Raw genomic sequence first — 24,529 nt, 5'->3', positions numbered from 1 at the left:
TTTTTGTGTCGCTAATTTAATTGGGATTTTAATTAAAAATGCTGTTTTATCGGTCTTGCTATATCTAAAAAGGCTTGATATAACGACGTTTGCAAAATTTGCCATTAATGGTGAAAAATAACGCATAAAATTATGGGGATGAAAGCGTGAATAAAACTCAACTGATCGACAAAATTGCTGCAAATGCAGATATCTCAAAAGCGGCAGCAGGTCGTGTTGTAGATGCTCTGGTTGCTTCTATCACTGAATCTTTACAAAAAGGTGATGATGTAGCATTAGTAGGTTTCGGAACTTTCACTGTACGTGACCGTGCAGCTCGTACAGGCCGTAACCCACAAACAGGTAAAGAGATCCAAATTGAAGCTGCAAAAGTTCCTGCATTCCGTGCAGGTAAAGGCTTAAAAGACGCAGTTAATCAATAATAGTTGAACTTATTTTCTGCCAATGTGTTATTAGCTTAACGTTATGGATAAACAGAAAACGACTCAATTAAAAAATGGAGCGCATCTTTTTGAGATGCGCTTTTCTTTTTTTTAGGTTATAAATCACGATTAAACCTTGTATTCTCTGGCGATAAGACGTGAAACTGAAGTAGTCATTTGATAGAATGACGCGTTGTTCTATAACTGAAATAGACAACAATGAATGATTCAGTGATGAGTTAAATGGTTATCGTAATCAATGAATCAAATAATGCTGTTTAGTTTTTCTTAGTTATAGAAAGTGCGTGTTAAGACTGCGCATTAATACGGGACTGGCTGTTTTTAATGATTGTCGCGTGTCGCGACATTTTGATATTAAGCCAGCATGGGCATATTATCTTTTCGCTGTGCTCAAAATAGTCGTGTAACACCCATAAAAATAATTTTTATTTCACCAAACGGAGCCTCGTCTCGTTATGATGGACAACATTCGTTCCACTGCTAATAATCCATTTATAAAGATATTATTAGCTGTGATCATCCTCTCCTTCGTCCTAACTGGTGTGGGCGGATATCTCTTTAGTTCGGGCGTTAATGATGCTGCTGAAGTTAACGGATATAAAATTAGCCGTTCTCAATTAGAGCAAACTTATCAGCAACGTCGAGCTCAATTACAACAAGATATGGGGGAAAATTTTGCTGCTCTTGCTTCATCGGAAGAAGGTCAGAAACTTATTCGCCAACAAGCGCTTGATATGCTTATCAACCAAGCATTACTTGATCAATTTGCACAAAATCTGGGTATTTCAACCGGTGATCAGCAAATTAGAGATGCTATTTTTGCACTTCCTTACTTTCAAACTGACGGCAAATTTGACAATAAAAAATATGTCGATTTATTGAAAGGCAATAATATTGATGCAGATGCCTTTGCAGAAGGTATTCGTCAAAATCTTATCAACCAGCAATTAAAATTTTCTATTCAAGGTACAGATTTTGCCTTAGATAGTGAAGTTAAAGAATTTGCAGGCTTAATGCTACAAAGCCGTAATGTACGCTTAGCATCATTAGACATTCAGCCATTCCTTGAAAAAGAAACGGCCTCTGATGAAGAAGTGAAAGCGTTCTATGAGCAAAACAGCCAAATGTTCATCGCGCCAGAGCAATTTAAAATTAGCTATATCCAATTAAATGCTCAAAAAGATTTTAATAACATCAACATTACTGATGAAGAAGCGAAGGCTTACTATGATAGTAATATTGATGAATTCACAGCTGCAGGACAAAAACAATACAGCATCTTAGTATTAGCAGATGAAGCAGCAGCTAAAGCGGCAGAAGAAGAGCTGAAAAAAGGCGCTGATTTTGTTTCGTTAGTGAAAGAAAAATCTATTGATAGTTTTTCTAAAAAACAAAATGGTTCTTTAGGTTGGATAACTATCGGACAAGAATTACCCGAGCTGGCTAATGCAAGTTTGACAGAAAAAGGCCAAATTTCTAAGCCTGTTAAAATCAGCAATGGTTACGCAATTTTCCGCCTTGATGATGTTAAACAATCTGTTGTAAAACCATTTGATGAAGTGAAAACAGATTTATTGGCTAAAATGCGTGAAAATAAAGCAATTGATGATTTCTTCGCATTACAACAAAAAGTGAGCCAAGCTGCGTCTAACGACAACGACACATTAGCGCCTGCCGCTAAAGCGGGCAATGTAACTGTTGTTAATACTGATTGGTTTGATGAAAACACAGTTCCTGCACCATTAAATAATGAAAAACTCACCCAGTTAATTTTTGGTGGTTCATTAGTGGATGAAAATGGCCCAACAGGCATGAATTCAGATATGGTGACGTTAGGTAATGACAGTGCATTTATCGTGCGTGTAGAAGGTTATAAGCCCTCAGCAAGTCAACCATTAGATAAAGTACGCGATCAAGTTGTTATGCTGGTTAAACAGCAAAAAGCATCACAAGCAATGAATGCACAAGCTCAAAAACTTTTAGCTGCATTGAAAGAAGGCAAAGGCGAAGAAGCACTTAAAGCTGCTAATATTTCGTTTGGTAGTGAAGAAAGCATTGTTCATTCATCTGCAACAGATGTAGTACAAACTGCTATTTTCTCTATGCCAAAACCTGCTGAAGGTAAAAAAGAGTATGGTATGACTAATGTACCTGGTACTAAAGTCGTCCTCATTCAATTAGACAGCGTAACAGATGGCAAACCAACATCTGAACAACTAGAGTTTATGACTAATCTCTATCGTGCTCAGATGGGCGAAGAAGCGTTACAACTCATGTTACGTGATCTAAAAGATAACGCTAAAATTGAAATTTTTGATAAAGATTATCAATAATCAATTTTGAATTATTACATTGAAAACCCAGCATAAAGCTGGGTTTTTTTATGGCAGCTATCCTTGATAATGTAAATAATAACTCCGCCTCTCGAAAAACTCATGTTTGAGAGCGAGCCCGACAATTTTTTGTAATACTTTTTTTATTCATTTTTATTTTTCGTGACTTCTCGAGGTTTTATTTTTATGTAATTGCTGATTGATCAATATATTGGCATTCTTCTTCTGCATTCAGAAATCTCTGTATGTCATCGAATTTGAAATTATTGAATAAAAGGAAATTATGATTATGAAGATGGATAAAAAAGTGTTATCAGGTTTTATGGCCTCTATTTGCCTTGCTTTGGGATTAGGTCTTTCTCCTCTCTCTTATGCAGAAGAAACCCCGGCTTCAACACCAACGGTTTCTATCGAAACTCACACCTCAGTTGATCGTGATGCTAAAGAAAATAAAGCTAACACAGAAGGTAAAGTTAATTTAAATACGGCAACAGTAGATGAGCTAATGGGATTAAAAGGAATAGGAAAAGCGAAAGCGCAAGCCATTATTGATTATCGCGAGCAGTTAGGGCGTTTTACCTCTATTGATGAACTTGAAAAAGTTTTTGGAATTGGTATGAAGTTAGTTGATCAAAATCGTGATTTTATCGTTATTAATTAAGGTATTCATTCTTATACGATGTTGAGTATAAGTGACAGCAGAAACGTGAATATTAATTGAAAATCCCCGTGTTTCTCTTTGATTTTTTTGATAAGAGAAACACGTTTTCTTAGCGTTTTCTGTTCTGAAAGAAAACGAAATAAACCTATATCAGAAATTACTAAATTTATTTTCTTGGCTATATTTATGGTATCGCAAAAAAACTTTATAAAAAGTTTATAAGAATAATCAAGAGGTAATAAATTGATATGAGTACATTAATTAAAGTTTATGGCTTCCATTTAGATGTTTTTGAACATGTGAATAATGCACGTTATCTTGAGTTTTTAGAGCAAGCTCGATGGGATTGGATTGAGCAACATTTAGATTTTGATTGGTTTAAGCGCAATGGCTTGGCGTTAGTGGTTGCTAACATCAATATTAATTATCGCTTACCTGCAAGCTTAGGTGATGAGTTACTGATTGATTGCGATGTTGCTGAAGTAGGGATTAAAAGTGGCGTACTTTCTCAGAAGATCGTGAGAAAAAAAGACGGCGCACTTATCTCTGATGCATTAATCACATTTGTTCTTGTAGACATTAACACCAAAAAAGCATTGACATTAACAGATCAGCTAAGAGAGAAGCTTGAGTATGTACGTCAATCATCCTAATACACAAAGAGAGTATTAGAGATCTCTCACTCAATGCTATTAGACTAATCAAATATGATTTAATGCAGTGATAATGTTTGATGAATTATCACTGCATGAGCAAATAGAACGGTGGGGAAGCAAAGTAATTATGATGATTTAAGGCCTACTTTCTGTTTCATCGCCTGCATAATTGGTGTTTTATCGGCTAAGTAAGTGCTTAATCCTCGTTGTCTTAAATGGCAGGCTGCACATTCACCACAGCCATCACCTTGAATACCGTTATAGCAAGTTAAGGTTTCGTGACGAACGAAATCTAACTTCTTATAGTAATCAGCAAGGGCCCAAGTTTCAGCTTTATCTAACCACATTAATGGTGTGATAAATTTAATATCACGTGCAATACCTAAGCTGACAGCATGATTCAGTGCTTTTACAAATTCATCACGACAATCAGGGTAACCAGAGAAATCTGTTTCACAAACACCAGTGATGACACTCTCTGCACCAATTTGATAAGCGTAAATTGCCGCTAAAGTGAGGAAAAGGATATTTCTACCTGGCACGAAGGTACTAGGAATATCACTTTCTTCACTTTCTTTGAAATCAGGAACAGGAATATTGTCGCGAGTTAGGCTACTGATAGCGAGTTCATTGAGTAAACTTACATCTAAAACTTTATGCGCAGTTGCTCCCAGTAATTGACTAACTTTTTGTGCTACCTCAATTTCTTCTTTATGGCGTTGACCATAATTAAACGTAATACAATGTACTTCATCGTACTTTTCCAATGCTTGAATAAGGCAGGTTGTCGAATCTTGTCCACCACTAAAGACAACGACCGTTTTTTTCATCAGAATACTCCTGAATATTGAATTTCTATAAGGATTAGTACGCATAAAAGTACATATATTATGGCAATTTATTACCGATTTATCATTAGATGATTACTCTTATAGTAAGGGGCAGGTTATCATTATTTTTTGTAGGGGCATATTTTGAAGGAGTATCTATGTTAGATAAGATTGACCGTAAACTATTAGCGCTATTACAGGAAGATTCAAGCCTCTCACTGAATACTTTGGCTGAGGCTGTTAACCTAACCTCAACACCTTGCTGGAAACGATTGAAAAGACTAGAGGATGAAGGGTATATTCGTAAGCGCGTTGCGCTGCTTGATAGTGAAAAAATCGGGCTAGGTCTAACAGTTATTGTTATGATTAGAACACAGCAACATAATAGCGAATGGTACGAACAGTTTGTTTCATTTGTTAAGCAAATGCCAGAAGTACTGACATTCTATCGAATGGCGGGTGAGTGTGATTATCTAATGCATGTTGAAGTAGTAGACATGAAAAGTTACGACCTATTTTATAAGCGTATGGTTAATGGCGTACCGGGTCTTATTGATGTGACTTCTAACTTCGCAATGGAAAAAATTAAATACACAACGGCAATGCCGATACCTGAATAAGGTTCATCTTTACCAACTGGCACTTTTATTTTTGTATAACCTTAGGATTTAAGGCGTGGCTCTATTTTCACAGCTCAGTTGGTATTTTCTCAGTGAATGGCGTCGTTATGTAGGTGCCATTTTCTTATTGATGGTTATCGCAGTATTACAGGTGATCCCCCCGAAAATTGTTGGGATCATTGTGGATGGTGTCGATAACCATAGTCTGACATTTAGCCAAGTAATGAATTGGATTGGTGTGATGGTATTAATTGCCCTCGCAGTTTATCTTTTACGTTATTTTTGGCGTCTTTGGTTATTTGGTGCATCTTATCAACTAGCAGTGAAACTGCGGATGCAAATTTACCAACAACTTAACCAGCAATCCTCTTCATTTTATCACCGCTATCGTACAGGTGATTTAATCGCACGTACCACCAATGATGTTGATAAAGTCGTTTTTGCAGCGGGCGAAGGTGTATTGACCTTAGTGGATTCTATGGTTATGGGGCTTGCTGTGCTTGTCATGATGAGTATTCAGTTAAGTTGGGAACTAACATTAATTTCATTATTACCTATGCCAATCATGGCAATTTTAATTAAGCGATATGGCGATAAACTACACAGCCGCTTTAAAACTGCACAGGCACTTTTCTCTTCACTCAATAATCAAGCACAAGAAAGCCTGAGTAGTATTCGCATGATCAAATCATTCGGACTAGAGCAACAGCATGCCTCTCGTTTTGATGATGTTGCAAAAGAAACTGGACGCCAAAATATGCGTGTTGCACGAATTGATGCGCTATTTGATCCTACTATTTTCATCGCTATTGGTTTTGCTAATTTACTCGCTGTGGCTGGAGGTAGTTATTTTGTTATTAATGGCAAAATGACATTGGGTGAACTAACTAGCTTTGTAATGTATTTGGGGCAAATGATCTGGCCAATGCTGGCATTAGCATGGATGTTCAATATTGTTGAGCGTGGTAGTGCTGCTTATAGCCGGATTAATAGTTTATTGGATGAAAAACTCGATATGGTTGATGGTGAATTATCACCAAAGCAAGGTCGAGGTGTGTTATCTGTTGATATCAAACGTTTCCAATATCCCGAACAAACAACAGAAACACTGAAAAATGTTCATTTCACATTATCACCCGGTGAAATGTTGGGTGTTTGTGGAATGACTGGAAGTGGAAAAAGTACATTACTTTCTGTTATTCAACGACTTTATGATGTGACTGAAGGTGAGATTTGTTTTCAATCTATACCTATTTATCAATTGAAACTTGATGAATGGCGAGCACGATTGGCCGTTGTTAATCAAACACCTTTCCTATTTTCAGATACCATCGCGGGAAATATTGCCTTAGGGCGTCCTGATGCGACAAAAGAAGAAATAGAGTCTGTTGCGAAACTGGCAAATATTCATGAGGATATTTTACGCTTACCGGAAGGATATCAAACACAAGTCGGTGAAAAGGGCGTGATGTTATCTGGTGGACAAAAACAGCGTATTTCTATTGCTCGAGCACTATTATTGGATGCTGAAATTTTATTATTAGATGACGCTCTATCCGCTGTTGATGGACAGACTGAATATCAAATTTTGCAAAACTTGTCGCAATGGCGAAAAGACAGAACGTTAATTATTAGCGCTCATCGCTTATCTGCATTAGTTGGTGCTACTAATATTTTAGTTTTAAAACAGGGTGAGATTATAGAGCAAGGTACACATCAGCAATTAATTTCAATACCAGGTTGGTATCAAGATATGTACCATTATCAGCAATTAGAGGCCGCGCTGGATGACGATGAATAAAAATAAATCCGTTAAAGCGCTATTACCTGCATTAAAGCGTCTTTTGACTTATGGTAAAAACTATCGCAAGCCTATGGCATGGGGTGTCATTATGTTGTGGGCAGCTGCCATTGCAGAAGTGGGAGGCCCATTAATTGTTGGTTATTTTATTGATGCAAAAGTTGCCACAAATAATGTGGAGTTAATGTCATCATTAGGCCTGGCGTTAGCTTTCATCCTTTTACAGGTGATCGCTGCCACACTTCACTATTATCAAGCTATTGTGTTTAATCATGCGGCAGTTGGGGTTGTACAACAATTACGCACTGATGTAATGAGTGCGGCACTAAAACAGCCATTAAGTGCTTTTGATAATCAGCCTGTAGGGCAATTAATTTCTCGTGTAACAAATGACACTGAGACGATTAAAGATTTGTTTGTGAACGTGTTACCAACATTATTCCGAGCGGTTGCTTTAGTGGTTGTAATGCTGATCGCCATGTTCTTATTAGAATGGCAAATGGCATTAATCGCGATGACAATCTTCCCTGCAGTTATTGGTGTAATGATGCTTTATCAGCGACTTAGTACGCCGATAGTTCGTAATGTGCGTCATTTTCTCGCCAATATAAATGATGGTTTCCATGAAGTCATCAATGGCATGTCAGTTATTCAGCAATTTAGGCAACAAGCTCGATTTGGTGAAAGAATGTCAGATGACAGCTGGCAACATTACCAAGCACGTATGAAAGCGTTAAAACTTGATGGCCTGTTATTACGTCCTTTACTAAGTATGCTCTCTGCGTTGGTTCTGTGTGGTTTATTAATGCTGTTTGGGTATCAAGGCAGTGCTGTTATTGGTGTTGGGGTTATTTATGCATTTATTAGTTATTTAGGTCGATTAAATGAACCCTTGATCACCCTTACATCTCAGCAGTCGATTTTACAACAGGCAGTTGTCTCTGGTGAACGTGTTTTTGAACTAATGGATGCTCCTTTGCAGCGCTACGGTTCATCATCACACACCATCACCCAAGGTAATATTGACGTTAGCTCTCTTTGGTTTGCGTATCGTGATGAGCAATGGGTATTAAAAGATATCAATTTAACTATTCCTGCTCGTCATTTTGTCGCATTTGTTGGGCACACAGGAAGTGGAAAGAGTACTTTAGCTAGTTTATTAATGGGAAATTACCCTTGGCAAAAAGGGAGTATCTTTTTAGATAATCAACCGTTAGAAGCGTACTCTCACGCCGCATTACGCAGTGGTATTGCGATGGTGCAGCAAGATCCTGTTTTATTGTCAGGTTCACTGCATGACAATATTACATTAGGGCGTGAATGTGATGAGTCACATTTATGGCATGTTCTAGAGACAGTACAACTTGATCAGTGGGCTAAAGCATTACCTGAAGGGCTACAAACAGAACTTGGTGAGCAAGGTAGCCGCTTATCTGCTGGGCAAAAGCAGTTACTTGCATTGGCTCGTGTACTATTAATACCTCCTCGTATTCTTATTCTGGATGAGGCAACAGCAAATATTGACTCAGGAACAGAACAAGCCATACAGAAAGCGTTAAAAGTGGTTAGAGAAAAAACGACACTGATTATTATTGCTCATCGACTCTCCACTATTATTGAAGCCAATGAAATTGTGGTGCTTCATCGTGGTGCAATTGTCGAGCAGGGCGATCATGCTAAGTTACTCTCACAAAAAGGCAGATACTATAATATGTATCAATTACAGCAAGTCAGAGAGTCTTTACAAGAACAAGATCCTATTGAAGTAGAATAATAACCTTAAATAAAAAATATAATTTTAAAGGGCACATCATTTTTATGTATGTGCCCTTTTTTATTTCCCGATTATCTTGCTTTGAGCAAAATAGCCGTTATCTTTTTGCACCAATTCGGTGAATCTTTTCACTTTAATTGTTTTAAATATTTATTTTTTTATAAATATCAATCAATTAAATAGTGGCATATCTTTTGCTTTGCTATATAGACTTTGCTCTTTCAAATATCGACGAGGTTTATATGAAATATATCATCGCCATTATTAAGCCATTTAAATTAGAAGAAGTACGAGAGTCACTTTCTGAGTTAGGCATAAAGGGAATGACAATCAGTGAAGTAAAGGGATATGGGCGACAGAAAGGACATGCAGAGCTATATAGAGGAGCAGAATACGAAGTTAATTTTCTGCCCAAAGTAAAAATAGAACTCGCTATTTGTGATGAACAACTTGAGCCTGTTATGCAAGTGATTATGCAAGCGACAGATACAGGAAAAGTAGGAGATGGAAAAATTTTTGTTTTGGAATTATTGCAGGCAGTCCGTATTCGTACTGGTGAATCTGGTGATGAAGCACTTTAAAGGAGATATTCGATGAAACGCTTACTTTCTTTGCTATTAATGTTAGTGCTTACACACTTTTCTTCATCTGTATTTGCGACTGAAACAGTGACTGTTGATAAAGCCGATAATGGTTTTATGTTGATATGTACTGCTTTGGTTTTCTTTATGACTATACCCGGTATCGCCTTGTTTTATGGAGGATTACTAAGAAGTAAAAACGTACTTTCTTTGATCACACAAGTGATGATGATCTTTAGTGTTGTGGTCATTCTTTGGATAACTTTTGGCTATAGTTTGGCTTTTACTGTGGGCAATAAAGTCTGGGGTGGGTGGTCACTTACTTTTTTGAATAACGTATCACTGGATTCACTCTCTGGTTCAATTAATCAGTATGTGCATGTTGCTTTTCAAGGATCGTTTGCTGTTATCACTGTTGCATTAATTGTTGGAGCATTAGGAGAGCGCATTCGTTTTTCTGCATTGCTTATTTTTACGATTATTTGGTTCACTTTTTCTTATATCCCTATTGCTCATATGGTATGGGGAGAAGGTGGCTGGTTAATCGATGATGGTGCATTAGATTTTGCTGGGGGAACCGTCGTACATATTAATGCTGCTATTGCAGCTCTTGTTGGTGCTTACTTACTTGGAAAACGACGTGATAGTCAGCATACAGCGCTTAAACCTCATAATTTGCCCATGGTTTTTACAGGTACGGCTGTACTTTATATCGGTTGGTTCGGTTTTAATGCAGGCTCTGCTGGCAGTGCAAATGCGATTGCAGCTTTAGCGTTTTTAAATACGGTAGTTGCAACAGCGGGAGCCGTACTTTCTTGGACTGCATCAGAATGGATAACCAGAGGTAAGCCCTCTATGTTAGGTGGTTGTTCAGGTTGTATTGCAGGGTTAGTGGCGATTACGCCTGCTGCTGGCACAGTTGGAGTGATGGGCGCTTTATTTATTGGTGTAATGGGAGGGATTATTGGGCTTTGGGGGGTTGTTGTTTTGAAGCGTTGGTTAAAAGCCGATGATGTTTGTGATGTTTTTGGTATTCATGGTACTTGCGGTATTGCAGGTTGCCTATTAACAGGGATATTTACAGCTTCATTTTTAGGTGGTGTAGGGTATAGCGATGGTATGACACTGAGTAAACAGGTTTTAATTCAATTAATGAGTGTTGTGATTACAGTAATTTGGTCTGGTGCTGTTGCTTATATCAGTTTTAAAATCGCAGATAAGCTGGTGGGGTTACGCGTTTCTGAAGAGGAAGAGCATGATGGATTAGATTTAACAACTCATGGTGAAAGAGCTTATCAGCAGTAATTGTCTATTCCCCCTCTTTTGAGGGGGGAATATGCCAAAATATTATTTTGAATGTTTAGTACGTTTTTGGCGAATAACTCCTTCCTGAACAGAAGATGCTACTAGCTGACCGTTTGTATTAAAGAATTTACCTCTCACAAATCCTCTACCACCTGATGCTGAAGGACTTTCAATCACATAAAGCAACCAATCATCCACACGGAATGGACGATGAAACCACATCGAATGGTCAATTGTAGCAACTTGCAGGCTTGTATCCATAAAGCCTAAACCATAAGGTTGGAGAGCGGTTGGTAAAAAGTCAAAATCAGAGACATAGCCAAGCAAGTATTGATGCAAGAAAGGATCAGATGGCATTTCACCACGACTACGATACCAAACATAACGTTCAGCAGGCGCTTTAGAGTAGCCAAAAGGGCTAAAATATTGCACTGGACGCGCCTCAAAAGGCGTTTCTCGTAGTGCTAAAGATTTAATCGGTTCAGGTAATTTAGGCGCTAATTTCTTTAAAATCTCATGTTGTGAAATAAGTTCATTTGGAAAAGGAACATCTGGCATTGCATCTTGATGTTCAAAACCTTCTTCAAATTCTTGAAAAGAAACCGTCATATAGAAAATAGGCTTACCGTGCTGGATCGCACTGACTCTACGAGTGCTAAATGAGCCACCATCACGGATAAATTCTACATCATAAACGATAGGCTTATGGCTATCACCAGGACGTAAAAAGTAGCTATGAAATGAGTTGATATAACGGTTATCAGCAATTGTCTGTTTTGCAGCGTATAGTGCTTGTCCTACTACTTGCCCACCAAAAACTTGAGGTAATCCTAAATCTTCGCTTTGACCTCTAAATAGACCTTCTTCTATTTTTTCAAGTGCCATCAAATTGATGAGATCTTTCAATGCTTGACTCATAGTGTACCTGTATCATTAGATCTGGTTATTTTTTATAAAGTTGATTATATACAATCCTAAGAAGATAAAAAATAATCTCCCTTTTTTCTCTTAGATCGCAACCTAATGATAAATGCACAGAGTTGATGGAGATTATTATTTATCAGCTTATTGAATACCCTCTGATGAATTTATGAGAGGAAAAAAGAGCGTTAAAGGCAATTGAATAATCAGTGAGTACATATTTGGATAATTAATCATCACTTAGGCTTGCTTTCCTTGCTATTTAAGTCAGTTTAAAACATAATGCGTGTCGTCTTAGCAATAAGACAATCTATGGGGTCTTGTTGGTTCTCCCGCAACGCTAACTTGTTAACTCGGTCAGGTCCGGAAGGAAGCAGCCATGGCAGGTGTCGCGTGTGCCGGGATGTCGCTGGCAAGGCCCCACCCAATTTCTAGTCCTTCATAATTTCTAATCTCTCATAATTATTATCTCCTAAGGTTATTTATTTCCCTTTATATTTTAACTTACTATACGTGTTTTTGAGCGCTGTTTTCTTTAGGTTTAAGAGTCAATATTATTGAATAGAAAATAGTATGCTCAATGTATCAATTTATTATTGGAAAATTTACGGTAGTGTTTATAAATGGAAGGAATATTCGGGTAAAGCAATGCAGTCATGCCGTAATAAGTCAACGGCATGATGGTGTGTAATCATTCTACTGATAAGAAAACGTGAATAAAACGATATCTAAATTAAGAAATAATAACCCTACTACTATAAAAAATAAAAATAGCAAAAATAAAGCTAAGGTAATTAAATAGAACTAGATTATCTTACAAATTTCCAAACAGACGCTGGGATTTTATCATATAGCTTATTCATTGTGAGTTCGGCTAAACGGTGGTCTGCGGCTGAATAAAACAGCTCCAGTTCATCATCAGATAATTCATATTTGTTTTTTTCAATCACACGCTCTAATGTTTCGATTGAAGTACATTTTCTTAAACGCATTAGATAGTCTGTCTTAGTCATGTTGTCTTTTCTCTATTATTAAAATAAAACTAAAGATAATTAAATTTACTTAATATAACTTTTTGGGTTTTTGGCAATGAGAGTTAAAAGTGACAAGTTTAACTCTTTCCAATTATTGATATCTGAGTAAGAAATTGATGTATTACCAAATAAACGATAAGTCTCTTCAAGGTACTCATCTATAAGCGTATTAATGGCATGTTTATCTGGGTATTTAATCTTAAATTTCCAACTAAAGTCCATAATGTGTTCAATTAGGACATTAAGGTCAACGCTTTTTGTGCTACTCAGATCGTTGTGCCAAACTGTGCTACCTTTATCTAATGAGCCTAAAGCTTGCTGCAATAGCTCTTCACATAAAAATGACAATTCAGCTAAATCTACTTTTTCTGGTGAATATTCGTCCATAACATATCGTAATTGAATTAATAGAAAATATTCATTAATAATGATAAATACTTAAAATTGAACTTATTAACGAGAGACATCACATAATTCATTAATGGATTAATAAAAAAACATAAACTTGAAAATGGGTGTTTATATTTACTCATATGCTAAAAGAGTTTAATAGTTATATTTATTATTTCTAACAAAGTAATAGCATATCAAAAGATAATACTAAGCACTCAATTGCACTCGAATGAGTTTAAAATTTATACAATAAGTATTTCTTTGCTTAATATAGCACTATTATTGCATAAGTCACTATCTGAACAACAGAATTTTGTCTATTTTCGTAAAAATCAATAAATCTCAATTAAAGAGTGTTTTTCTTAACGTAATGATTATCTTTGTTTTTATTATGATTTGAATGTTTAAGCGTGCAATAGAGGCATAATTATCGCTGTTATTTATAAATAACAGAACTGTTTAATTTTGACAAAAAGTCACATATAAGAAAAAAAATAAAATAAATTTATTGATTAAAGAGATATTTCCTAAAAATAATATAATGAGATAAGTTTTCATTTAAAACAAGACATCAATAGATAAAGAAAAAGGTCGCTTTCGCGACCTTTTTGGCATTCTCACTCAAATTCATTCAAATTAGTGTGAATGATTTGGATGCTCTAAATCTTCATTTTTCTTCGCGAATCGTCTACGGATCACGACGAAGAAAATAGGAACGAAGTAGATAGCAAGGGAAGTTGCGGCAATCATACCACCAAATACACCTGTACCTACGGAGTTCTGAGCACCAGAACCTGCGCCGTTACTTAATACCAGAGGAATAACCCCTAACATAAAGGCCAATGAAGTCATTAGAATTGGACGTAGACGCATTCTTACGGAGTCTAACGTTGCTTCTATGAGTCCTTTGCCTTCTTTCTCCATCAGATCTTTGGCGAATTCAACAATTAATATTGCGTTTTTCGCCGATAACCCAATGGTTGTTAAGAGCCCAACCTTAAAGTAAACGTCGTTTTCAAGACCTCTGAGTGATGTTAATGCAAGCGCACCGATAACACCCAGTGGAACGACTAACATAACTGAGAACGGTACTGACCAGCTTTCATAAAGAGCAGCAAGGCAAAGGAATACGACTATCAAGGAAATGGTATACAGCGCTGGAGCCTGGTTACCTGATAAACGTTCTTGATATGACATTCCTGTCCATTCATAGCCGATACCGCTTGGTAATTTACTGGCGAGATCTTCCATCATCAGCATTGCGTCACCACTACTTTGACCTGGTGTTGCACTACCTTGAATTTGAACTGCTGGTAAACCGTTATAACGCTCTAAACGAGGAGAACCGTATAACCAAGGATCTTTACTTGTATCAATGAATGATGAGAATGGAACCATCTGACCGACATTGTTACGAACATAAAGATTACCAATATCTTGTGGCAACATGCGGAATTGTGATTCAGCTTGAACGTAAACTTTCTTAACACGACCACGGTCGATAAAGTCGTTAACGTAACTACCACCAAACATGGTACCTAATGTTGAATAGATATCGCTAATTGCAACACCTTGAGCTTGTGCTTTCTCTAGGTCAATATATAGACGATACTGTGATGTATCTTCCTGACCATTAGGACGCACACCCATTAACATTTCAGGCTGTTGCGCTGCCATTCCGAGTAATTGATTTCGAGCTTCCATGAGTTTATCGTGACCGAGGTTGGCTTTATCCACTAACTCGAATTCGAAACCACCCGCAGAACCTAACTCAACAATTGCTGGAATATTAAATGAGTAAACAAAGGCTTCCTTAATTTGGGATAATGCCATATTGGCACGCCCTACAATTGCCGGAACTTTGTCTTCATCTGCTTTACGCTCACTCCAATCATTCAATACAACGAAGACTAGGCCCATATTTTGCCCTTGACCACCGAAGCCGAAGCCACTTACGGTAAAGACAGATTTAACGAGCTCTTTTTCATCGGTATTGAAGTAGTCATTTACTCTTTCCAGAACGTCTTGTGTTTGTTCTTGTGTTGAACCCGCAGGTAACTGAACCATTGTCAGTAATACCCCTTGGTCTTCTTCGGGTAAGAACGATGCAGGTAAGCGAATAAACATTAACGCCATACCAGCCACTAATAAAACGTAAATTAATAAGTAACGACCAGTACCACGAAGTGTACGGGATACGCTGTCAGTATAGTGATGACTACTCTTTTCAAAGGTACGGTTAAACCAACCAAAGAAACCAGTTTGCACACCATGACTACCTTTCGGTACAGGTTTTAACATCGTTGCACAAAGTGCAGGTGTTAAAATCAAGGCAACGAAAACAGACAGCACCATTGCTGATACGATAGTGATAGAGAACTGGCGATAAATCGCACCAGTTGAACCACCAAAGAATGCCATTGGAATAAATACCGCTGAAAGCACTAGGGCGATACCGACCAGAGCACTTTGGATTTGTCCCATAGATTTACGTGTTGCTTCTTTAGGTGATAAACCTTCTTCTTGCATAACACGTTCGACGTTTTCTACCACAACGATGGCGTCATCCACCAGAAGCCCGATGGCAAGCACCATCGCAAACATCGTCAAGGTATTTATCGAATAACCAAACGCCGAGAGTATGGCGAAAGTACCTAACAATACAACAGGTACTGCAATTGTTGGGATTAACGTAGCACGGAAGTTCTGTAAGAACAGATACATAACTACGAATACCAGCATGATGGCTTCAATAAGCGTTTTTACCACTTCGAAAATAGAGATCTTAACGAATGGCGTTGTATCATAAGGATAAACGACCTCTAATCCCGCAGGGAAGAACGGTTCCATTTCAGCTAATGCAGCACGTACAGCTGTCGCGGTATCTAATGCGTTAGCTCCTGTTGCTAACTTAATACCAATACCAGAAGCAGGTAGGCCATTAAAGCGAGCAATAGTGCTGTAGTTTTCAGCCCCCATTTCAACAATACCCAGATCTTTTAGCTTAACCTGCGAACCGTCAGTGTTGACTTTCATCAGGATGTCGCCAAATTGCTCTGCGGTATTAAGTCGAGTTTGAGCAATAATAGATACGTTTAAACGCTGACCAGGAACAGGAGGTGTGCCCCCTAATTGACCCGCAGCCACTTGGTTATTTTGCGCTCTAATTGCACCAATAACGTCAAGTGTTGTCATGTTATATTTCACCAATTTATCTGGATCTAACCAAATACGCATTGCGTATTGGGTACCAAATAACTGGGTTTCACCCACACCGGTTACACGGCTTAACGGGTCTTTAATCGTTGCACCCACATAGTCTGCAATATCATCTTGTGACATTGAACCGTCACTTGAGATGAACCCTGCAACCATCAAGAATGAACTTGAGGATTTATCAACACTAATCCCTTGTTGTTGCACTTCCTGAGGTAATAACGGCATGGCAAGTTGCAGTTTATTCTGCACCTGTACTTGCGCGATATCAGGGTCAGTACCTGCTTCAAAGGTCAGAGTGATATTCATCATACCTGCTGAGTCACTGGTCGCAGACATATACACCATGTTATCGATACCATTCATATTCTGTTCGATAACTTGGGTAACGGTGTTCTGCACGGTGGTGGCGTCAGCACCAGGATAAACCGCAGAGATAGAAATCGCTGGCGGCGCAATCGTTGGATACTGGGCAACAGGCAGTTTGATGAGTGCCAGAAGACCTGCGAGCATGGTAATTATCGCAATTACCCACGCAAATATCGGTCTATCTATAAAAAACTTAGGCATGGATCACCGACTCCTTATTGAGGATTCTTAGCTGGCTCAGTTTGTTCAGGTGATGGCTTTGCATCTAAATTCTCTTCTTGAGGCGTTACTGTCATTTTTGGTTTTGCTTTTTGCAATCCAGAAACGATAACGCGATCACCAGCCTGAACACCATTATTAACGAGCCATTTATTACCAACAGCTTGTGACACTTCGATGGTACGAACTTCAACAACGTTGTCTTTATTAACAATCATTGCTGTTGCATCACCACGGGCTGTACGAATCACAGCTTGTTGTGGGATCAAAACTGCATTTTGGCGAATACCATTTTCTAACTTAGTACGAACAAACATACCTGGTAATAATTCCCCATTTGGGTTAGGTACGATAGCACGCATAGTAATTGAGCCTGTTGTCTCATCAACAGTCACATCAGAAAATTCTAAATGGCCTTTCTGTGCGTAAGCTTGCCCATTAGTCAGTGTTAAATGAACAACAGGTTTGCCTTGCTCTTGACGAATAACGCCACTTTCAATTTCATTTTTGAGTTTCAGGTAATCTTCACTCGACTGTGTCACATTGACGTAAATCGGATCGATTTGCTGAACAGTTGTCAGCGCGACTTGTTGACCTGGAGCGACAAGGGCGCCTTCAGTCACCGTTGATTTACCCGAACGACCTGAAATTGGAGCCGTTACTTTCGTATATTCAAGATTAATCTTTGCCGTTGTGACAGCTGCTTCGCCCGCTCTAACAGCAGCGACAGCTTGTGCATACTGAGAAGTTGCGGTATCAAAATCTTGTTTACTGACATAGTTTGTACCCAGCAGAGGCTTATAACGCTCCACAGTGAGACGAGCTATTTCAGCATTAGCTTTAGCTTTCGCTAGTTCAGCTTGCGCACTATTTAAAGTTGCTTCAAACATAGCTGGGTCGATTTGGTACAAAGATGTACCTGCTTCTACATAGCTACCTTCGGTGTAATTGCGTTTTAAAATAATGCCGCCAACTTGAGGACGAACTTCAGCAATACGGAAGGCTGATGTACGACCAGGTAAATCAGTTGTGATTGTCAGAGCTTGCGCTCCTAAAGTCACAACACCGACAGCCGGTGCAGGAGGTGGACCCCCAGCAGACTGTTTAGCTTTGTCGTCACATCCAGCAAGAACCAAGCTGCCTGATAGCACTAACAGAGCCAGAGGCAAAACCCCTCTGTTTTTTCGCATAAGAAAACCTCTATTCAAACGTTGTTTCCCGGGATAAAAATAATTAAGTTGATGATTGGTTGCGATGTATAGTACAAACATACATGAATGTATGTAAATTAACTTCAGTCAAAATCGAGGATTAATGGCACGAAAAACTAAACGGCAGGCACAAGAAACAAAACAGCAGATTATTGATGCTGCACTTAGGTTGTTTACTGTGCAAGGCGTTTCTGCCACATCACTTTCAGATATTGCATCCGCGGCAGGTGTTACCCGTGGCGCAATATATTGGCACTTTAAAAATAAAGTGGATTTATTTACTGAAGCGTGCGAACTCACCGACTTAAAAATAGAATCTTTAGAAATAGAGTATCAAACAAAATACCCAGATGATCCACTATTTGTATTAAGAGAATTGCTTATTTACATATTGACATCAATTGTAGAAGATCCCAAACATAATGCACTTTTAGAAATATATTTCCATAAATGCGAATTTGTCGGTGAAATGACACCAATTGTTGAAATTCGCAGAGAATTGTGTGCAGCCGATTACTCCAGAATAGAACAGTCTTTATCTCGTTGTATTGAAAAAAAACAACTTCCTGCCGACCTTAACTTAAGAAGATCCGCCATCATGTTAAGAGCAATGATGACAGGTCTTGCCGAAAACTGGTTATTTTCACCAGAAAGTTTTTCTATCAAAGATGAATGTCAATATTTGGTTGATAGCTTTATTGATATGATAAAGCACAGCGCAAATATGAGAATATCAGTGCCATCTTAATTTATTATTAAATTTGAGGAAGATGTTTATGAGTAAAGTATTAGTTATTGCTAACGGTGCAGCTTATGGTAATGAATCATTATTTAATGCACTGCGTTTATCAATAACATTAAAAGAACAGCATCCAGAAACTGAATTAAATATTTTTTTAATGTCAGACGCTGTGACTGGGGCTTTAGCTCGTCAACAACCTAAAGAAGGTTATAACTTACAGCAAATGTTGGAAATTCTAACTGCCCAGAACGTTCCAGTTAAACTCTGTAAAACATGTACAGATACTCGTGGTATCAGTGATTTACCACTTGTTGATGGTGCAGAATTAGGCACATTAGTAGATTTAGCTCAGTGGACATTAGACGCTGATAAAATACTGACTTTCTGATCACCATTTCGTTTTCTCAGGCGAGAAACAAATCAAGCAACTTGTGCTGTTTACACTGCCAATTTGAAGCAATTGGATTATAATAATAAACAGTTTTTCAATATTAATTGAACAAGTTGCTTAACCATGCGTACTCAAACTTTTTTTTCTCAGTTCAATAATCGAATAATGACGATTATCTTCGCCACGATTATTATGTTTATTTTTTTGAGTTTCTCAACCACCTCTGTTTTAGCTGCGACACCTAGTAATTTACCTACCCAAGAAAGTATTCAAAATCAGCTTAATTTATTAAACAAACGTAGTGAGTTAAGTGCTGAAGATAAATTAACGATTGCTGACTTTGAACAATCGCTCTTATTACTTGATAACATTCAACAGTTAGAAAAAAAATTAGCAAGTTATGATAAAAACGTAGAGCAATTACCTGAAAAACTGCGTAATGCACAATATCAACTTAATCAGTTAAAACAGAAAGTCGCTAATAAAGAAGCGGAAGACTATCAAAAATCACTAGAAGCATTACCGTTAGCAACGTTAGAGTCACAATTAGAGACTGTCTTACAATCATTACAAAAAGCGCAAGATGATTTAGCAAATTACAGCAATGAACTTATTGTGTTACAAACACAACCAGAAAGGGCGCAATCTGTTTTATTTAATAACTCAGAAAGACTGCAACAAATAAGAACATTATTGAATAAAAGCAGTGCAGATAAAGCGCAAATGCGACCTTCTGCAGTACAATTATTACAATTAGAACAATATTACCTTCAACAACAGAATAATTATCAAAAACGTACCTTACAATCTAATGTACAGTTGCAAAGTTTATTACAGCTTCAACGTGATTATAGTTCTGCTTACATTGATCTTTCCCAAGAACATGCTCAACTCATTCAAGATGAGATTAGTGATAAGCGTTTAGACAGTTCAGAAGAAACGGCGAAAGAAGCGCAAAGTACAGGACTTGAAAATCAAGCGATTAATAGTAATCCTTTTTATTTAGCGCAAACAGAAATTAATAAACGTCTTAGTGATAAGCTGATTGTTACAACGCAAAATAATAATGAGTTAAACAGCCATAGTCTAATGGTCAAAAATCGTTTAGACAGAGCTATTCAATCTGAACGAAATTTAAAAGAACAAATTGATGTGCTTAAAGGAAGCTTATTGCTTTCTCGTATTTTATTTGAAGAGCAGGTCGATTTACCTGATGGTATTTTCATTAATAATCTGCCGGATAAAATTGCAGACTTACGTTTAGAGCAGTTTGAAATAAACAAACAACGCGATCAGATAATACAGCCAAGTATTTATATTGACCAGTTGATGCATGAATACCAAGCTACTCATCCTGAAGTAACAGATCCCAATGCACAAAAAGAGCTGCGTAGTGCGTTAGAATTACTTGTTGATGCTCGACGTGAATTGCTTGATAAGCTCAATAATCAATTGGGTAATCAAATCTCGGGTTCGATTAACCTACAAATGGATCAACAGCAATTACGCAGTGTGGTGAGTTCTCTTGAAAATACATTGGCTCAGCAAATTTTCTGGGTAAGCAGTAATAAGCCAATTAATCTCAATTGGTTCTCAACATTTCCTGCTCAGGCAGTTGCTGAGTTTCAAGGTTTTAAACTTAATTGGTCAAATGAAAATCTGCTGATCGGGGCTAAGAAATCACTTCCTGTTCTTATCGCACTAATTTTGTTCGGTTCAATACTGATTTGGCAACGTAAGAAACTCGATACCCAGTTTGAAAAACTCAATGGGGATATTAATAAACTCAATAAAGATTCCCAGTTACATACCCCACTCGCGCTGGGAATTGTCTTTCTAAAAACGTTACCGTTATCTTGTTTCGTCTTAGCAATAGGATATTGGCTAATCAATAGCTTTAATGTGCAACAAGAATTTATCTGGTCTTTCGCTTGGCAATTTGCGGTATTTTGGTTGATGTTTGAATGGTCTTATCGCTTAATGTCTGACGATGGTGTTGCTGTAAAACATTTCAAAATTCCTATGGAACGAGTCCAACAAAACCGTAAGCGTTTATTGCGACTCTCTCTTCCTATGTTGCCTATTATTTTGCTTTCTGCTTATGGGATTAATAATCCATTATTGCTGGTGGGCGATGTTATTGGGCAGTTGATTGCAATTATTTCACTATTTGGTATTAGCTTATGCGCACTGCCATTTTGCCGTGAAATGTGGCAAGAGAAAGGCAATCATGTTGTTAGAACCGTTGTGATTACCTTATTAACGTTTTCGCCTTTAATTTTAATGGGGCTGGTTATTTTTGGTTATTACTATACGGCGTTACGTTTGGCAAATCGTTGGATCGACAGTTTATATCTGCTTATGTTGTGGTTTATTGCTTACCACGCCAGTTTACGTGGATTAACCGTTGCCGCTAGAAGGCTTGCTTATCGCCGAGCTCTTGAACGTAGACAAGCTATGTTAAAAGAGAAAAAAGAAGGTGAAGATAATAGCCTTGAACCTATTCAAGAACCACCAATGGATATGGAGCAAATCAATCAGCAATCATTAAGACTAACAACGATGATCTTATTTATCATCTTTGCTTCTAGTTTCTATGGAATTTGGTCTGATTTTATTACTGTCTTTACCTATTTAGATGGAATAACGCTCTGGAGTTACAATTTACCAACAGAACTAGGTAATGTTGTTAAGGCAGTTACTGTTGCTGATCTATTATTGTCTGTTTCTATTATGGCAATTTCTTGGTTTATGACGAGAAACTTACCGGGGTTATTAGAAGTATTAATTTTATCTCGCATAAAACTGCAACAAGGTGCTTCTTACGCAATCACAACTATTTTGACCTACATTATTATTGCTATCGGAACCATCGTATCACTGGGAATATTAGGTGTAGCATGGGAAAAATTGCAATGGTTAGCCGCAGCTTTAACGGTTGGTTTAGGGTTCGGTTTACAAGAGATATTTGCAAACTTTGTGTCTGGCTTAATTATCTTATTCGAAAGGCCTGTCAGAATTGGTGATACTGTTACTATTGGTACTTATTCCGGTACAGTTAGCCGAATTCGTATTAGGGCAACGACAGTGACTGACTTTGATCGAAAAGAAGTGATTATTCCAAATAAAGCGTTTGTAACCGAGCGACTTATTAACTGGACATTATCTGATACGGTGACACGTATTATTATTCAAGTGGGCGTTGCTTATGGATCTGATCTTGATAAGGTCAAAGAGATCTTAATGAAAGCCGCTAAAGATAATGTCAGAGTGATGACTGAACCAGAACCTGTGGTGCTATTTACTGAATTTGGGGCAAGTACCCTAAATCATGATTTGCGTTTTTATGTCAGAACATTAGGTGATAGAAGTATTGCAATAGATGAGGTTAACCGTGCTATTGATAAGCTATGTAATGAAAATAATATCAATATCGCGTTTAACCAACTTGATGTCTATTTGCATAATAAACAAGGTGATGAAGTACAAGAGATAAAACGTCCTCTGGATGGCTCAACACCTGAAGCCAATACGCCTTTCGCTTAATTAAATAGATGAATGGGGAGATTGTGCCGCCAATTTTTTTTCATAATCTTGGCGCACAATCTCAAGCGCTTCCAGTGCTGTTTTAGGATCAATATGGTGGCTTTCAAGTAAATAGATAAGATCGACAGCCAATTGAACAGACTCAGGTGCTTCTTTTAAACTCATTGTCACTTCCCCTAAAATTTATCTTCTTGTTTCTCAATGCTCTTTTCGATAGAAAACAAGGCGTTTTTACAGCGTGCAAGGCGATTTTCAAGCGCAGCAATCTCTTTTTGTAACTCTTGTTGCTTTATAAAGCTTTGTGCTTGCGTTAATGAAAGTTCTCTATCTTGGATCATGGATTGTAATCGACGTTCATAATCCTGATGTTGGGCAAGCTTTTGGTATAAATCGACACTTTTTTTTCGTTGAGTAAGCTGGTTCTCTTGCTTTCTTAGTGTTTGTGTCGATAATTCACGAGTTAATGCTTCAATTTGTTGTAGGATTTGTGTGGCCAGAAATTTAACCTGCTGGCTTCGTTGTGCTTCAACACAAGCGATTAACTGGGTAAAATTATCGCGGATCTGTTGCATATAGCCACCAAGGGAATCACTTCGGCGGTGGAACAGTGCTGTGTCGAAGCAAGGTGCTGCAATTTTTTTGTTTGCAATAGGCGCCACTGTTTCGGCAAGATTGTCTATCTGTTTTTTAAACAAGCTTAAAGGATCGGGTTTATTCATCTGGTTCTTGTCCCTGTTTTGATAAAAACATGAATTGACTTAAAGCAACAAAAAAGAGTTGTTAACTGGCTTTCTGTTGCATTTTAACGGCATATTGCATAGATTCTATCGTTTCGTTTTTTATTATGGCACTGATTATGACTGCTAACGCGCAACAACTGCAATTTATTAAAGACAGTATTGAAACCATTCCTGATTATCCAAAAGAAGGGATATTATTCCGTGATATCACTACGTTATTGGATAATCCTGCTGCATATCAGGCAACCATTGATTTATTGGTAGAACACTATCAAGGTCAGGGTATCACTAAAGTTGTGGGTACCGAAGCGCGTGGCTTCTTATTTGGTGCTCCTGTTGCCTTACGCCTAGGTGTTGGTTTTGTTCCTGTTCGTAAAAAAGGTAAATTGCCTCGCGAAACGCTCAGTGAAACTTATGATCTGGAATACGGCACAGATACTTTAGAGATCCACAAAGATAGCATTACGGATCGAGACAAAGTGTTAATGGTTGATGATTTACTGGCAACGGGGGGCACTATTGAAGCAACTGCTCGTCTTATCCGCCGTTTAGGTGGTACTGTGACAGAAGCCGCTTTCATTATCTGCTTACCTGATTTAGGCGGTATCGAACGCTTAGAAAAACAAGGTGTTCACAGCTTTACACTGGTTGATTTTCCAGGACATTAATATCTTCACTGTTTAGAGAAGGGCTTATGAGCTCTTATCGTAAGCACAAGTAAAAGTGCGGGTGTTTATATATCG

The 24,529-nt window shown here is 37.8% G+C and carries 21 protein-coding genes and 1 other RNA gene; 14 read left to right on the top strand and 8 right to left on the bottom strand.

Annotated elements, in window-relative coordinates; genetic code table 11:
- Positions 1 to 146 precede the first annotated feature (146 nt).
- From hupB to DK857_RS00715, 4 genes are all read left to right on the top strand, one after another.
- A complete protein-coding gene (hupB, locus tag DK857_RS00730) occupies positions 147 to 422 on the top strand; it encodes a nucleoid-associated protein HU-beta (protein ID WP_036911695.1) in 276 nt (91 codons plus the stop codon).
- 476 nt (positions 423 to 898) lie between these two features.
- Positions 899 to 2,776, top strand: a complete 1,878-nt coding sequence (gene ppiD, locus DK857_RS00725; protein WP_109401302.1) for a peptidylprolyl isomerase — start codon at positions 899 to 901, stop codon at positions 2,774 to 2,776.
- Between the two features lie 289 nt (positions 2,777 to 3,065).
- The gene (locus DK857_RS00720) at positions 3,066 to 3,437 is read left to right on the top strand and encodes a ComEA family DNA-binding protein (RefSeq protein WP_227003097.1); all 372 of its coding nucleotides are present in this window, start codon (positions 3,066 to 3,068) and stop codon (positions 3,435 to 3,437) included.
- Positions 3,438 to 3,685: 248 nt separating this feature from the next.
- Positions 3,686 to 4,090 (top strand): acyl-CoA thioesterase, encoded by a 405-nt coding sequence (locus tag DK857_RS00715; protein ID WP_023580858.1) that lies wholly within the window; start codon positions 3,686 to 3,688, stop codon positions 4,088 to 4,090.
- Positions 4,091 to 4,218: 128 nt separating this feature from the next.
- Here the strand turns inward: DK857_RS00715 and queC are convergent, their stop codons facing one another.
- Positions 4,219 to 4,923, bottom strand: a complete 705-nt coding sequence (gene queC / locus DK857_RS00710; protein ID WP_109401301.1) for a 7-cyano-7-deazaguanine synthase QueC — start codon at positions 4,921 to 4,923, stop codon at positions 4,219 to 4,221.
- Between the two features lie 158 nt (positions 4,924 to 5,081).
- Here queC and DK857_RS00705 point away from each other — a divergent pair, with 158 nt between their 5' ends.
- From DK857_RS00705 to amtB, 5 genes are all read left to right on the top strand, one after another.
- Positions 5,082 to 5,543 carry an Lrp/AsnC family transcriptional regulator gene (locus tag DK857_RS00705; RefSeq protein ID WP_036911686.1) on the top strand — a complete coding sequence of 154 codons (462 nt, stop codon included), beginning with the start codon at positions 5,082 to 5,084 and terminating at the stop codon, positions 5,541 to 5,543.
- Positions 5,544 to 5,598: 55 nt separating this feature from the next.
- Positions 5,599 to 7,344: a SmdA family multidrug ABC transporter permease/ATP-binding protein gene (locus DK857_RS00700; protein ID WP_109401300.1), complete on the top strand. Its 1,746-nt coding sequence runs from the start codon at positions 5,599 to 5,601 to the stop codon at positions 7,342 to 7,344.
- Positions 7,331 to 9,118 (top strand): SmdB family multidrug efflux ABC transporter permease/ATP-binding protein, encoded by a 1,788-nt coding sequence (locus tag DK857_RS00695; protein WP_109401299.1) that lies wholly within the window; start codon positions 7,331 to 7,333, stop codon positions 9,116 to 9,118. The genes DK857_RS00700 and DK857_RS00695 overlap by 14 nt, the downstream gene beginning before the upstream one ends.
- A 242-nt stretch (positions 9,119 to 9,360) precedes the next feature.
- A complete protein-coding gene (gene glnK, locus DK857_RS00690; protein WP_098941103.1) occupies positions 9,361 to 9,699 on the top strand; it encodes a P-II family nitrogen regulator in 339 nt (112 codons plus the stop codon).
- 12 nt (positions 9,700 to 9,711) lie between these two features.
- Complete coding sequence (gene amtB, locus DK857_RS00685) at positions 9,712 to 11,004, top strand: ammonium transporter AmtB (RefSeq protein ID WP_098941102.1); 1,293 nt, start codon at positions 9,712 to 9,714, stop codon at positions 11,002 to 11,004.
- A 42-nt stretch (positions 11,005 to 11,046) separates the two neighbouring features.
- Here the strand turns inward: amtB and tesB are convergent, their stop codons facing one another.
- Entirely contained in the window at positions 11,047 to 11,922 is an 876-nt protein-coding gene (gene tesB / locus DK857_RS00680) for an acyl-CoA thioesterase II (protein ID WP_088493671.1), read from the bottom strand.
- A 324-nt stretch (positions 11,923 to 12,246) separates the two neighbouring features.
- Between tesB and ffs the strand changes: the two genes are divergently transcribed.
- An RNA gene (gene ffs / locus DK857_RS00675) (signal recognition particle sRNA small type) lies at positions 12,247 to 12,343 on the top strand.
- A gap of 391 nt (positions 12,344 to 12,734) precedes the next feature.
- On the opposite strand, the gene DK857_RS00670 is transcribed toward ffs, so the two are convergent.
- The 4 genes from DK857_RS00670 to DK857_RS00655 form a co-directional block, all read right to left on the bottom strand.
- Positions 12,735 to 12,938 carry an HHA domain-containing protein gene (locus tag DK857_RS00670; protein ID WP_006535062.1) on the bottom strand — a complete coding sequence of 68 codons (204 nt, stop codon included), beginning with the start codon at positions 12,936 to 12,938 and terminating at the stop codon, positions 12,735 to 12,737.
- Positions 12,939 to 12,983: 45 nt separating this feature from the next.
- On the bottom strand, positions 12,984 to 13,346 hold the full coding sequence (tomB, locus tag DK857_RS00665; RefSeq protein ID WP_109393261.1) for an Hha toxicity modulator TomB: 363 nt from the start codon (positions 13,344 to 13,346) through the stop codon (positions 12,984 to 12,986).
- A 642-nt stretch (positions 13,347 to 13,988) separates the two neighbouring features.
- Positions 13,989 to 17,138: an efflux RND transporter permease subunit gene (locus DK857_RS00660; RefSeq protein ID WP_075671963.1), complete on the bottom strand. Its 3,150-nt coding sequence runs from the start codon at positions 17,136 to 17,138 to the stop codon at positions 13,989 to 13,991.
- 14 nt (positions 17,139 to 17,152) lie between these two features.
- Complete coding sequence (locus tag DK857_RS00655) at positions 17,153 to 18,346, bottom strand: efflux RND transporter periplasmic adaptor subunit (RefSeq protein ID WP_109401298.1); 1,194 nt, start codon at positions 18,344 to 18,346, stop codon at positions 17,153 to 17,155.
- A gap of 124 nt (positions 18,347 to 18,470) precedes the next feature.
- Between DK857_RS00655 and acrR the strand changes: the two genes are divergently transcribed.
- From acrR to mscK, 3 genes are all read left to right on the top strand, one after another.
- Complete coding sequence (gene acrR / locus DK857_RS00650) at positions 18,471 to 19,115, top strand: multidrug efflux transporter transcriptional repressor AcrR (protein ID WP_109393263.1); 645 nt, start codon at positions 18,471 to 18,473, stop codon at positions 19,113 to 19,115.
- 28 nt (positions 19,116 to 19,143) lie between these two features.
- Positions 19,144 to 19,497 (top strand): DsrE/DsrF/TusD sulfur relay family protein, encoded by a 354-nt coding sequence (locus tag DK857_RS00645; RefSeq protein WP_023580846.1) that lies wholly within the window; start codon positions 19,144 to 19,146, stop codon positions 19,495 to 19,497.
- 126 nt (positions 19,498 to 19,623) lie between these two features.
- Positions 19,624 to 23,046: a mechanosensitive channel MscK gene (gene mscK / locus DK857_RS00640; protein WP_109393264.1), complete on the top strand. Its 3,423-nt coding sequence runs from the start codon at positions 19,624 to 19,626 to the stop codon at positions 23,044 to 23,046.
- On the opposite strand, the gene rsmS is transcribed toward mscK, so the two are convergent.
- Positions 23,047 to 23,211, bottom strand: a complete 165-nt coding sequence (gene rsmS, locus DK857_RS00635) for a pleiotropic regulatory protein RsmS (protein ID WP_109401297.1) — start codon at positions 23,209 to 23,211, stop codon at positions 23,047 to 23,049.
- Between the two features lie 11 nt (positions 23,212 to 23,222).
- Positions 23,223 to 23,765, bottom strand: a complete 543-nt coding sequence (priC, locus tag DK857_RS00630; protein WP_098941091.1) for a primosomal replication protein PriC — start codon at positions 23,763 to 23,765, stop codon at positions 23,223 to 23,225.
- 137 nt (positions 23,766 to 23,902) lie between these two features.
- Between priC and apt the strand changes: the two genes are divergently transcribed.
- On the top strand, positions 23,903 to 24,454 hold the full coding sequence (gene apt / locus DK857_RS00625; protein ID WP_109401383.1) for an adenine phosphoribosyltransferase: 552 nt from the start codon (positions 23,903 to 23,905) through the stop codon (positions 24,452 to 24,454).
- Positions 24,455 to 24,529 lie beyond the last annotated feature (75 nt).

Origin of the sequence: Proteus terrae (genome assembly GCF_003144325.1) — a bacterium.
GTDB lineage: Bacteria > Pseudomonadota > Gammaproteobacteria > Enterobacterales > Enterobacteriaceae > Proteus > Proteus terrae.
This window is presented reverse-complemented; position numbering and strand designations above follow the sequence as displayed.